We start from the raw sequence: 12532 nt of genomic DNA, 5'->3' as shown, positions 1-12532 counted from the left end.
ACTGTCGCCGTGACAATGCATTTAGCTTCATGACGCTTCCATCCCCCGCCCTCGCTTACTACGAACGCACGGCCTGCTCGGCGCAATGGCTCGCGTTCAACCGTGCTCTGGCGATCGAGCTGAGTGCCGGTCTGCCGCCGGAAGAGAACCGCCGGCTGTTCGCCCGGATCGGCGAACGCGTCGCACGGGAGTTGCCGGTGGCGCGCTGCAACACGCTGGGCGAGCTCGAAGAGGCCTTCAACACGCGCTGGGAGTCCATCGGCTGGGGTTTCGGTCGCCTGGAGGAAGGCGCCGAGACGCTGTCGATCACTCACGACTGCAGCCCGCTGGCCGTGGCCTTCGGCGCCGAGGCGGCTGGCTGGACCAGCGGCTTTCTCGAAGGTGCCTACCAGGCATGGTTCCAGGCGCAGGGCAGCCCGGCCGGCCTGCGCGTGCAGGCGATGGCCCGCCATGAGGAAGCCGCCGCCACCCAGGTGCGGCTGGCGCTTGGAAAGTTCGCCGCATGAAAGACGCCAACGCGCAGCAGGAAGATGTCACCGGGCTGTTCCGCAAATTCGGCGGCGACGCGGCGGCGTACAAGGAATTTGCGCCGACCGACATTCCCGGCGCCACGCACCCTGCCGCGCCGGCCCCGGCCCCATCGCTGCATGCTCTGGCACCGCCCCCGGCAGCGCCCGTGACGCCCCCGGTCGTCCAGCCCGCCGCCGAGCCGTTGCCGGTCGCGGCCAACGAGGCGCCTGTGGTGCCTTCGGCCCTGCGCGAACTCGATCGGCTGTTCGCGCGTCTGGATGCCTGCACGCCGGTCCCGGCACCCGTGGCCCCTGGCCTGATGGCTCACTGGCGCAAGCCAGGCTGATGCCGGTGATCCCGGTGCTCGTGCGGCGCCCCATGGCGCCCGCTTTTCTCTCTGCGCAGGTGCACCCATGACATCCAACGCCCCGGCCTCGACCGACACGCCGCTGCTCGGCCGGCTTCCCTGGCTGCGCGCCGTCGCCTGGGTCGTGACGGCGGTCTTGCTGGTCGCGGTGATCATCGCGCCGCTCACGATGAACCAGCAGCTCGCGCTGGCGGTGGCGATCTTCATCGCCGCGCTCGTGATCAACCGTTTCGGCGGACGCTTCGCGACGCTGGCCATGATCTTCCTGTCGGTGATCGCGTCGTCGCGCTACATGTACTGGCGCGTGACCGAGACGATGGTCATGGACAACCCGCTGGACCTGATTCTGGGCGCCGGCCTGCTGGTCGCCGAGGTCTACGCCTTCGTGGTGCTGCTGTTGGGCTACGTGCAGACCGCCTGGCCACTGGAGCGCAAGCCGGTCGCGATGCCCGACGACGTCACGCAGTGGCCCACGGTCGACCTGTTCATCCCGACCTACAACGAACCGCTGTCGGTGGTGCGCGCCACGGTGCTGGCCGCGCAGTCGATCGACTGGCCGCGTGACAAGCTCAAGATCTTCGTGCTCGACGATGGCCGGCGCGAGGAATTCCGCGTGTTCTGCGAGGCGGTCGGCGTGAGCCACGTCACCCGCGACAACAACCGCCATGCCAAGGCCGGCAACATCAACGCGGCGCTCAAGCACACCACCGGCGAGTTCATCGCGATCTTCGACTGCGACCACATCCCCACGCGCTCCTTCCTGCAGATCGCGATGGGCTGGTTCGGCAAGGACCCGAAGCTGGGCATGGTGCAGACGCCGCACTACTTCTTCTCGGCCGACCCCTTCGAGAAGAACCTCGGCACCTTCGGCACGGTGCCCAACGAGGGCGAGCTGTTCTACGGCCTGATCCAGGACGGCAACGACCTCTGGAACGCGACCTTCTTCTGCGGCTCCTGCGCGGTGCTGCGCCGCACGATCTGCGAAGAGGTCGGCGGCATCGCGGTCGAGACGGTGACCGAAGACGCGCACACCGCGCTCAAGATGCACCGCCTGGGCTACAACACCGCCTACCTGGCGCTCCCGCAGGCCGCGGGCCTGGCGACCGAGAGCCTCTCGGGCCACGTTGGCCAGCGCATCCGCTGGGCGCGCGGCATGGCGCAGATCTTCCGTATCGACAACCCGCTGTTCGGCCGCGGGCTGCAGTGGGCGCAGCGCCTGTGCTACGTCAACGCGATGCTGCACTTTCTGTACGGCCTGCCGCGCCTGATCTACCTGACCGCCCCGCTGGCCTACCTGTTCTTCGGCGCCAGCGTGATCCACGCGTCGGCCTCGATGATCTTCGCCTACGCGCTCCCGCACATCTTCCACGCCAACCTCACCAACAGCCGCATCCAGGGGCGCTTTCGCTACCTGTTCTGGAACGAGGTGTACGAGGCGGTGCTGGCCTGGTACATCTTCCGGCCCACGCTGGTGGCGCTGATCAACCCCAAGCTGGGCAGCTTCAACGTGACGGCCAAGGGCGGGCTGATCCAGGAAGAGTATTTCGACACCAGCATCGCCAAGGCCAGCCTGTTCCTGCTGGCGCTCAACTTCCTGGGCGTGGCGGCCGGCCTGTGGCGCCTGACCTGGGTCGACGACGACAACATCGCCACGGTCTGGCTGAACCTGGCCTGGACCTTCTACAACCTGGTGATCCTGGGCGCCTGCGTGGCGGCCGCCAACGAGACGCGGCAGCTGCGCAACGCGCACCGCATCACGCTGCAGATCCCAGCCACGCTGGTCCTGCCCGACGGCCAGGCGCTGCAGGGCCAGACCTCCGACTTCTCGACCGGCGGCCTCGGGCTCGACCTGCCGGCCGACCTGTCGCTGGCGCAGGACGCGCCGCTCGAGGTGGCGCTCTACCGCGGCGAGACCGAGTTCCGCTTTCCCGCGACCGTACGCTTCAGCCGCGGCAAGCGGCTGGGCCTGGCCTTCGCGCCGCTGAGCTTCGAGCAGGAACGCGCGCTGGTGCAATGCACGACCGCCCGTGCCGACATCTGGGCCGCGCGCTGGGGCAACCACCCGCGCGCCGCGGTGCACCGCGTGATCGGCCACATCGCGCGCATCAGCGCGATCGGCTTCAAGGACATGTTCACCCACTACTACCGTGCCGGCCTGCGCAAGCTGCGCCCGGCCGCTTCCCGCTCGACGCAGGCCGCCGTCGGCGCCAAGGAACCCACCTGATGATGCCGGCCGCTTTCGCTCGTTCTTCTTCGATGCCGCCTCACGCGGTGCGCGCTGCCGCGGTGCTGGTGGCCTTGCTGGCGTGGGCCGGCGGTGCCGCCGACCCGGCCGCGGCGCAGGCACCGGCTGCCATGGCGCCCACTGCCGCGCCTGCAACCGCACCTGCAGTGGCCACGGCGCCTGCCGGCACCGCCCGCGAATCCACGCTGACCCAGCTCGGGCTCAACTACGCCATCCAGCTGCGCGGCGTGAACGGCACCGTCGGCATCCCGTTCAGCGTGCGCGCGGACGAACTGGTCACCAGCGCCGGCCTGCGGCTGAACTACGCCTACTCGCCGTCGCTGATTCCCGAGCTGTCGCACCTCAAGGTGAGCGTCAACGACGTGCTGGTGTCGACGATCGCGCTGCCGCGCGACGGCGCCGGCAAGCCGCAGACCGCCGACATCCCGATTGACCGCCGCCTGGTCACCGATTTCAACCGCATCAACGTCGAGCTGGTCGGCCACTACACGCGCGAGTGCGAAGACCCGCAGCACAGCAGCCTCTGGGCCAAGGTCGACGCGTCGAGCACGCTGCGGCTGAACGTCGTGCCGCTGAAGACCGCGAGCGATCTCGCGGTGCTGCCGCAGCCCTTCTTCGACCGGCGCGACGTGCGCCGCGCGAGCATCCCCTTCGTCTTCGGCGGCACGCCGTCGTCGACCACGCTCGAAGTGGCCGGCATCGTGTCGTCGTGGTTCGGCGCGCTCGCGGGCTACCGCGGCGCGACCTTCCCGGTGTCGAGCGATGCCCTGCCCGCGGCCAACGCCGTGGTGTTCGCCACGCCCGAGACCGCCATCCCCGGCCTCACGTTGCCGGCCATCGCCGGCCCGACGGTGACGGTCATCGACCACCCGCAGGACGCCACGCGCAAGCTGCTGCTGGTGATGGGCCGCAACCCCGGCGAACTGCGCAGCGCGGCCACCGCGCTCACGCTGAACGCGCGCACCTTCACCGGCGCCAGCGTCACCATCCCGAGCCTGCAGGAGATCCCGGCGCGCAAGCCCTACGACGCGCCGCGCTGGATCGCGAGCGACCGCCCGGTGCAGCTCGGCGAGCTGACGCAGGCGGCCGACCTCAACGTGAGCGGCTATTCGCCGGACGTGGTCAAGGTCAACCTGCAGATGCCGCCGGACCTGTTCACCTGGCGTTCGCGCGGCATCCCGCTCGACCTGCACTACCGCTACACGCCACGGGTGCGCAACGACCAGTCGACGCTCAACGTGAGCGTCGACGACAGCTTCATCGGCTCGCTGCCCCTGCGCACCGCGAACCCGGGCGGCGACCGCTGGTGGAACCCGCTCGCGACCAAGCTGCTGCCCGACGGCGTGATCGCCCAGCGGCGCGAGGTGCTGCTGCCGCCGCTGGCGCTGGGCTCACGCAGCCAGCTGCGCATGCACTACTACTTCCAGCCCGCGGCCGGCAACTGCCAGACGCTGCTGGACAACGTGCGCGGCGCGATCGACCCGACGTCGACGATCGACATCTCGAAGTTCCCGCACTACATCGCCATGCCCGAGCTGGCCGCCTACGCCAACAGCGGCTTCCCCTTCTCGCGCCTGGCCGACCTGGCCGAGACGGCGGTGGTGCTGCCCGACCAGCCCGGCGCGGCCGATGCCGAAACCTACCTGGCGCTGCTGGGCCAGTTCGGCAACGCAACCGGCTACCCGGCCCTGCGCGTGGCGGTGACCCGCGCGGCCAACGTGGCGCAGCACGCCGACCGCGACCTGCTCGTCATCGGCAGCCTGCAGAACCAGCCGCTCTTCATCGAGTGGGCCGCGCGCATGCCGCTGCAGCGCAAGGGGGCGTCGCCCGCGCAGACCTTCAGCCTGGGCGAGTGGATCGACGACAACCTGCACCTCATCACCGGCACGCGCCAGCGCGAGGACCTGCCCAGCACGGTGCAGATGACCGTGGCCGAAGACGGCAGCGACGCGGTGCTGGCGGGCTTCGAGTCGCCGCTGCGCGCCGGGCGCAGCGTGGTCGCCGTGGTCACCAACGCGGCGTCGCAGCCCTCGCTGCTCAATGCGCTGATGACCCCCGAGCTGCTGCAGCGCATCCAGGGCAGCACCGCGATCGTGCGCGGCGCGCAGGTCAACAGCCTGCTGGCCGGCGACAGCTACTACGTCGGCCGCCTGCCGCCCTGGGCCTGGCTGCAATGGAACCTCTCGCGCAGCCCGCTGCTGCTGGCCGGCGGTGCGCTGCTGGTGGCGCTGCTCGGCGCAGCCGCGGCCTACGCCAGCCTGCAGGCGCGCGCCCGCAAGCGACTGCGGCCATGACGATCCGACGACGCGACGCGCTCGCTACGGCCTTGCTCGGGCCCATGCTCTCGGGCCTGCCCGCGCAGGCGCAGACCTCGCTGGGCGGCTGCATGCCGATGGGCGACTGGACCAGCTTCGCGGCACGCCACATCCAGCCCGACGGCCGCGTGATCGACTTCGACACGCCGCAGCAGCATTCGACCTCCGAAGGACAGTCGTACGCGATGTTCTTCGCGCTGGTGCACGACGACCGCCGCAACTTCGAGCGCGTGCTGGCCTGGACCGAATTCAACCTCGGCGGCGGCAGCCTGGCGCAGCGCCTGCCGGCCTGGCAATGGGGCCGCAAGACCGACGGCGGCTGGGGCGTGCTCGACCCCAACCCGGCGTCCGACGCCGACCTGTGGATCGCCTATGCGCTGCTCGAGGCCGCCCGCCTGTGGGACGAGCCGCGCTACCGCACGCTGGGTCGCGCGCTGCTCGCGCTGGTGGTGCGCGAAGAAGTCGTCGTGTTGCCCGGCCTCGGCCGCATGCTGCTGCCCTGGCCGAAGTCGGTTGCCAAGGGGCCGGTCTGGCGGCTCAACGCGAGCTACCTGCCGCTGCAGCTGCTGCGCCGCTTCCATCAGGAAGAGCCCACGGGCCCGTGGAACGAGATCGCGGCCAACACCGTGCGCATGATCGGCGCGACTGCGCCGCAGGGCTTCGTGCCCGACTGGTGCGGCTGGTCGACCGAGCAGAAGGCCTTCGTCGTCGACCCCGACAAGGGCGCGACCGGCGGCTACGACGCGATTCGCGTCTACCTCTGGGCCGGCATGCTCAGCCCGCAGGAGCCGGCACGCGCGCCACTGCTGAAGTCGCTGTACGGCCCGCGCCGCGCGCTGGAGAAATCCCCGGCGCCGCCCGAGTACGTCGACACCGGCACCGGCATCACGCGCGGCACCGGCCCCGCGGGCTTCAGCGGCGCGCTGCTGCCCTACCTGAAGGCGCAGGACGCCACGTCGGTCCTTACCGCCCAACTCGCGCGCATTCCGGTCGACCTCGGCGGCACCGCCCCGGCCGGCCCGAGGCCGCTGCCCTATTACGAGCGCATGCTGCTGCTCTTCGCCCAAGGCTGGCTCGATGGCCGCTACGCCTTCACGAAGACCGGCGCGCTGCAACCCCAATGGAGACCCGCATGCCCATCCACCCGGACCGCCTGATGCGCGGTGCAACGCCTTCGCCGCGCCCGCCCGGCGCGCGGCGACCCACGGCCGGCCAGTGGATCGCCCGCCTGGGCGTCGTCGGCGCGCTGTGCGCCAGCGGCCCGCTGTGGGCGCAGAACGACGCCAGCGCCGCACTCATCGAGCAAGGCAACTACTGGCAAGGCATGGGCCGTGCCGACCTTGCCGAGGAAAGCTGGCGCAAGCTGCTGCGCGTCGACCCGAACTCGGCCGATGCGCTCTATGGCATGTCGCAGGTCGAGCTGGCGCGCAGCAAGCCCGACGCGGCCCGCGAATGGATCGGCCGCCTGCGCACCGCGCACCCGACCGACGCCCGCCTGGCGCGCTTCCAGCAAGGCGCCCAGCAGGCCGGCGGCCCGCAGACCGACCTGCAGCGCGCCCGCGCCGCGGCCCAGGCCGGGCGCAGCGCCGAAGCCATCCAGCTCTACCGCGCGATCTTCGACAACCGGCCGCCGCCCGAACCGCTGGCGGTCGAGTTCTACCAGCTGCTCGGCGGCACGCCGCAGGGCTGGGACGACGGCCGGCGCGGGCTCGAACAGCTCGTCAAGGACAAGCCCGACAACCTGAACTACAAGCTGGCGCTGGCGCAGCTGCAGACCTACCGCGAGCCCTCGCGGCGCGACGGCATCCGCACGCTGGCCGACCTGGCCAAGCGGCCCGGCGTGGGCACCGCCGCCCGTGCGAGCTGGCGGCAGGCGCTGATCTGGCTCGACGCGCGGGCGCCCGACGCGCCGCTGTACGAGGCCTACCTGGACGGCCAGAGCGACCCGGCCGTCACCGCCCGGCTCGAGAGCCTGACCAAGCCCGACACCGCCGCGACGCCCGTGTCGCCCGCGGCCCAGCCGCTCGGCGAAGGCTACCGCGCGCTCGACCGCGGCGACACGACCACCGCCGAAGCACGCTTCCAGCAGGCGCTGCGGGTGCAGCCCGGCGACTCGGAAGCGCTCGGCGGCATGGGCCTGATCCGGCTGCGCCAGGAGCGCTTCGCCCAGGCGCAGGACTACCTCGAACAGGCCAGCCGCACGGGTGCGCGCAAGTGGGCTTCGGCCCTGCAGAGTGCGACCTACTGGAACCTGGTCGGCCAGGCCAACACGGCACGCGACCGCAACGACTTGGCCGCAGCGCAGGCGCTGCTGGAGCGCGCGGTGCGGCTCGACGCCCGCGAGCCGGTCGGCCAGATCGCGCTGGCCGACCTGCGTGCAGCCCAGGGCGAACTGCCGGCCGCCGAGCAGGGCTACAAGCGCGTGCTGGAAGCCAAGCCGAACGACGCGCAGGCGCTGCGCGGGCTCATCAACGTTTACACGCGACAGGGCCGTGCCGAGGAAGCGCTGGCGCTGTCGCAGAAGCTCACGCCCGAGCAGGCGGCGCAGATCGGCGGGCTGCAGAACGTGCGCGTCGAGCAGGTGCGCGCCGTGGCGCGCCAGCAGAACGAGCGCGGCGACGCCGCCGGCGCCCAGCGCACGCTGGAAGACGCGATGCTCGCCAACCCCGACAGCCCGTGGCTGCGGCTCGACCTGGCCAACATCTACCGCCGCCAGGGCCTGATGCCGCAGGCGCGCGGCGTGATGGACGGCCTGTTGATGTCGCAACCCGACATGCCCGACGCGCTCTACGCGAGCGCGCTGCTGGCCTCCGATGCTGGCGACCCGGTGGCCGGCCTGCAGTACCTCGAAAAGGTGCCCGCCGCAGCCCGCACCCGCGACATGACGCAGCTGCAGCGCAAGCTGTGGGCGCAGGGCCAGACGCAGCAGGCGATCGCGCTCGCCAAGCAGGGCCAGCCGGCGGTCGCGCGCAACGTGCTGCAGCAGACCGAGGCGACGCTGGGCCGCGACATGCCGGCCGAGATGTGGGGCGACCTCGCCACCGCCTATGCCGAGATCGGCGACGCGCCGCGCGCGCTGGCCATGAGCCGGCAACTGCTCTCACGCGGCCCCAACCCGAGCATCGGCGACCGGCTGCTGTACGCGTCGATCCTGATGAAGACCAAGCAGGACGTGGAACTCACGGCCGTGCTGCGCCAGTTGCAGGCCACGCAGATGACCGCCGCGCAGCGCAGCGACTTCGACAACCTGCGCACCGCCTGGAGCCTGCGCCAGGCCGATGCGCTGCGCGAGATGGGCAACCTCGAAGCCGCCTACAACGCGCTGGCGCCGGTGCTGGCCGAGCGGGCCAACGACCCCGGCGTGATGGCCGCGCTGGCGCGGCTTTATTCCGCGGCGCGCGACGAGCGCCAGGCGCTGGCGCTGTACCAGCGCATCCTGCAGCGCAGTCCGACGGACCTCGACACGCTGCTGGCCGCTTCCGCCAGCGCCAGCGCGCTGAAGGAGCACGGCGACGCCGAGGCCTACGTGCTCGCCGCGCTCAAACAGGCGCCCGACCAGTCGCGCACGCTGGCCGCGGCCGGCCGCGTGTACCGCAATGCGGGCGACAACGGCCGCGCCGAGCAGTACCTGCGCGCCGCCGTCGCGGCCGAGAACCGGCTCGCCAGCGGACAGGCCCGCACGCCGGTGCCCGGCGCTGCGCCGGCACCGGCGGCCAACCCCTTCGCCGGCATGACCGGCGGCGCGCCCTCGGCGGCGATGGTGCTGGGCGGCGCTGCGATGCAGCCGGTGTCGATGCCGGTATCCCTGCCCGCGCAGGCGGCGTACCCGGTCGCGACGCAGCCGGCGCCTGCCACCTACGGCAACGTCAACGCGCCCACCAGCACCGCCGGCCTGCCATGGGCCGACACGTCGACGCGCGCACCGGCGCCGGTCGCCGGCGGCACGGCGGCGCGACGCAACGCTGCCACGACGAACCGCAGCACCCCGGCAGCAGCCCCTCCGGCTTTGGCTGCAACGCCCTTCTCACCGCAACCGTCGGCCGCACCCGGCACGCTGGCTGGCGGTTATCCGCTGCCGGTCCCTGGCAGCAACAGCGAGCCATTTCCGGGCTCGGCCACGTCGAGCATTTCAGGCGACAGCAACTGGAGCGGCGGCCTGCGCAACGCATCGCAGCCGGTCAGCCCGTTGCAATCCGAACTGCAGGCGCTGGAAGTCGACCGCAGCCCGACGATCACCGCGGGCACCGTCTACCGCAACCGCGCCGGTGAGGGCGGTCTCAGCCGCCTGACCGACCTGCAGGTGCCGGTGCAGGCGCGCATGCCGGTCGGCGAAGGCAAGATGGTCGTGAGCGCCACGCCGACCGTGATCGATGCCGGCAAGCTGTCGGGCGATTACGCCACGCGCAGCCGCTTCGGCGAAGGACCCCTCGGCGGACTCGCGGACTCGGTGCTGAACACGACCGCGCCGGGCTCGCAGAACGCCAGCGGCGTCGGCCTGGCGGTCGGCTACGAAGGCAAGAACCTGAACGCCAGCGTGGGCACCACGCCGCTGGGCTTCCAGGAGACCAACGTGATCGGCAGCGTGAGCTACGGCGGCGCCGTCACCGACACCCTGTCGCTCAAGGGAGAACTCTCTCGCCGCCCGATCACCGACAGCCTGCTGTCCTTCGCGGGCACCAAGGACCCGCTGACCGGTCAGAAATGGGGCGGCGTGGTCGCCAGCGGCGCACGCATGGACGTGACGCGCGACGACGGCACGTATGGCCTGTATGGCTACGGGTCCTATGGCGTGCTCACCGGTCTGAACGTGGCGGACAACAACCGCGCCGAAGTCGGCGGCGGCATGTACATGCACATCCTGCGCGGCACCGGCTCGAACCTCACCGCCGGCATGAACATCGGGTTGATGCACTACGACAAGAACCTGAGCTACTTCACCTTCGGGCACGGCGGCTACTTCAGCCCGCAGCGCTACGTGAGCGTGGCCTTCCCGGTGGACTGGAGCGGGCGCGCCAACCGGCTGTCGTGGCGCGTCAATGCATCGCTCGGCGTGCAGTCGTTCACGCAGAACGATTCGCCCTACTTCCCGACCGACGCGGTGCGGCAGAACGTGAGCTACACGATGGCCGGACTGGCCAGCGGCCTGAACCTCACGGGCCCGGGCTACAACGGCATGTACGCCGGCAGCACCGAAACGGGCCTGGCCTACAACTTCGCGGGCGTTCTCGAATACCAGCTCGCGCCGCAGCTCTACCTGGGCGGTGCGCTGGGCCTGAACAACGCGCAGAACTACCGGCAGCTGACCGGCAGCATCTACCTGCGCTACCTGTTCGGCGGCTCCAGCATCCTGGGCAATGCGGCGGCGACGCCGGGGTTCAGTCCGCTGAGTTCGCCCTACACGCCGCTGCTCTGATCCGACCGCCCGCCGCGCGGGCCCGGCTCAGCTGCAGTCCCCGGCGCGGCCCCAGAGCGGGTCGCGCTCGTAGTCGGCGATCCAGCCCGGCAAGGCATCGGGCTCCATGGGCCGTGCGATGCCGTAGCCCTGGCCCAAGGTGCAGCCCAGCGCCATCAGCGCGGCGCCGTGCGCCACCGACTCCACGCCTTCGGCGATGGCCTTCAGGCCGAGTCCCTGGGCCAGCAGCAGGATGCCCTTGACGATCGCCTGGTCCTCGGCGTTGTCGATCACGCCGTTGACGAAGGACTGGTCGAGCTTGAGCGCCGCCACCGGCAGCCGGCGCAGGTACGTCAGCGACGAATAGCCGGTGCCGAAGTCGTCCATCGCCACCGGCACGCCGAAGGACTTGCACGCCTCGATGAAGCGGGTGACGGTGGCGAAGTCCTTGATCGCGCTGGTCTCGAGGATCTCGAGCTCGAGCGTGCCGGCCGGCAGCCCCGGGTAGCGCGCCAGGTGTTCGCCGAGCCGCTCGATGAAGTCGGTCCGCTGCATCTGGCGCGGGTTGATGTTCACGCTCACCGAGGTGCCGGTGCCGGTGCCGGCGGCCTGCCAGGCCGCGGCCTGGCGCAGGGCCTCGCCGATGGCCCAGTCGCCCAGCTGCTCCACCAGTTCGTGGTTCTCGATGTGCGGGATGAAGTCGCCCGGCTGCAGCTGGCCGTAGGCCGGATGCCGCCAGCGGATCAGCGCCTCGGCGCCGATGACACGGCCGCAGCGCATGTCCACCTTGGGCTGGTAGGCCAGCCAGAACTCGCCGCGCGCCATGCCTTCGGCCATGGCACGCCGAAGCTCCAGCGATTCCTGTTCTTCCAGTGCCTGGCTGGCATCGAAGAAATGCAGCTGGCTGCCGCCGGCGCGCTTGGCGAAGAAGACCGCGTGCTGGGCGTGCTGCAGCATCACTTCGGTCGGCTGCTCGGCGTCGGCCATCAGCGCCACACCCACGCTGGCGCGCAAGCGGGCGGTGTCGTCCTTCAGCCGGAACGGGTGCGCCAGCCGCGCGAGCAGCTGGGCCACCAGGTTCTCGCACTGCTGCCGGCTGCCGACGGACACCGCCAGCGCGAATTCGTCGCCGCCGACGCGCGCGACCACGGCCTCGTGCGGCAGGCCGGCCTTCAGGCGGCGCGCCACCTCCCGCAGCACGGTGTCGCCGCCCATCGGGCCGAAGCGGTCGTTGACGTCGCGGAAGCGGTCGATGTCCAGGTAGCAGACGGCCAGCAGACGCCCGTCGCGCAGGTTCAGTCGCTCGCGCAGTTCCTCGACCGCCGGGATACGGTTGGGCAGCCGGGTGAGCGCATCGTGGCGCGCCAGGAAGTCGATCCGGCCGGCCCGTGCGCCGCGGGCGACCGGGCTGAACGACCAGAGCACGCAGAAGTCGTCCATGCGCTCGGCCCGCGCATCGACGCGCACGGTGCTGCCGTCATGCGCCTTGAGCAGCAGGTCGGGGCCATCGACGCCGCCGCGGGCCGGCACCGGGATGCCGGAGGCATTGGTGCACACGTCGGAGAACGGCAGATCGATCAGCGCTCCCACGGGATAGCCCAGCAGTTGATGGGCATCCTCGTCGGCCCACAGGATCTGGCCCTCGCAGATCGTGAGGTGGCCGGACAGGGTGCGGGCGAGCATGGAGGGGGTCGACACGGTGG

The 12532-nt window shown here is 71.2% G+C and carries 7 protein-coding genes; 6 read left to right on the top strand and 1 reads right to left on the bottom strand.

Annotated features, from left to right (window positions below):
* Positions 1-29 precede the first annotated feature (29 nt).
* The 6 genes from bcsD to ACSFA2_RS06590 all read left to right on the top strand — a co-directional run bounded on the left by bcsD (position 30) and on the right by ACSFA2_RS06590 (position 10850).
* Positions 30-506 (top strand): cellulose biosynthesis protein BcsD, encoded by a 477-nt coding sequence (gene bcsD, locus ACSFA2_RS06615; protein ID WP_435454522.1) that lies wholly within the window; start codon positions 30-32, stop codon positions 504-506.
* Positions 503-856, top strand: coding sequence for a hypothetical protein (locus ACSFA2_RS06610; RefSeq protein WP_435454521.1), 354 nt, complete (start codon positions 503-505; stop codon positions 854-856). The genes bcsD and ACSFA2_RS06610 overlap by 4 nt, the downstream gene beginning before the upstream one ends.
* 67 nt (positions 857-923) lie before the next feature.
* Positions 924-3101: a UDP-forming cellulose synthase catalytic subunit gene (gene bcsA / locus ACSFA2_RS06605; protein WP_435454520.1), complete on the top strand. Its 2178-nt coding sequence runs from the start codon at positions 924-926 to the stop codon at positions 3099-3101.
* 32 nt (positions 3102-3133) lie between these two features.
* Positions 3134-5416, top strand: coding sequence for a cellulose biosynthesis cyclic di-GMP-binding regulatory protein BcsB (bcsB, locus tag ACSFA2_RS06600; RefSeq protein WP_435454519.1), 2283 nt, complete (start codon positions 3134-3136; stop codon positions 5414-5416).
* Positions 5413-6594, top strand: a complete 1182-nt coding sequence (bcsZ, locus tag ACSFA2_RS06595) for a cellulose synthase complex periplasmic endoglucanase BcsZ (protein WP_435454518.1) — start codon at positions 5413-5415, stop codon at positions 6592-6594. Before bcsB ends, bcsZ begins: the two co-directional genes overlap by 4 nt.
* Positions 6570-10850 (top strand): cellulose biosynthesis protein BcsC, encoded by a 4281-nt coding sequence (locus tag ACSFA2_RS06590; RefSeq protein WP_435454517.1) that lies wholly within the window; start codon positions 6570-6572, stop codon positions 10848-10850. The genes bcsZ and ACSFA2_RS06590 overlap by 25 nt, the downstream gene beginning before the upstream one ends.
* A 27-nt stretch (positions 10851-10877) precedes the next feature.
* Here the strand turns inward: ACSFA2_RS06590 and ACSFA2_RS06585 are convergent, their stop codons facing one another.
* On the bottom strand, positions 10878-12527 hold the full coding sequence (locus ACSFA2_RS06585; RefSeq protein ID WP_435454516.1) for a putative bifunctional diguanylate cyclase/phosphodiesterase: 1650 nt from the start codon (positions 12525-12527) through the stop codon (positions 10878-10880).
* Positions 12528-12532 lie beyond the last annotated feature (5 nt).

Origin of the sequence: Variovorax cryoconiti, assembly GCF_051216395.1 — a bacterium.
In the GTDB taxonomy this organism is placed as follows: Bacteria; Pseudomonadota; Gammaproteobacteria; order Burkholderiales; family Burkholderiaceae_C; genus Variovorax.
This window is presented reverse-complemented; position numbering and strand designations above follow the sequence as displayed.

Bases quoted from the DNA above. Each gene is read 5' to 3' on its own strand.
- bcsD (WP_435454522.1), top strand. From the start codon at position 30: ATGACGCTTCCATCCCCCGCCCTCGCTTACTACGAACGCACGGCCTGC.
- bcsA (WP_435454520.1), top strand. From the start codon at position 924: ATGACATCCAACGCCCCGGCCTCGACCGACACGCCGCTGCTCGGCCGG.
- ACSFA2_RS06590 (WP_435454517.1), top strand. From the start codon at position 6,570: ATGCCCATCCACCCGGACCGCCTGATGCGCGGTGCAACGCCTTCGCCG.
- bcsZ (WP_435454518.1), top strand. From the start codon at position 5,413: ATGACGATCCGACGACGCGACGCGCTCGCTACGGCCTTGCTCGGGCCC.
- ACSFA2_RS06610 (WP_435454521.1), top strand. From the start codon at position 503: ATGAAAGACGCCAACGCGCAGCAGGAAGATGTCACCGGGCTGTTCCGC.
- bcsB (WP_435454519.1), top strand. From the start codon at position 3,134: ATGCCGCCTCACGCGGTGCGCGCTGCCGCGGTGCTGGTGGCCTTGCTG.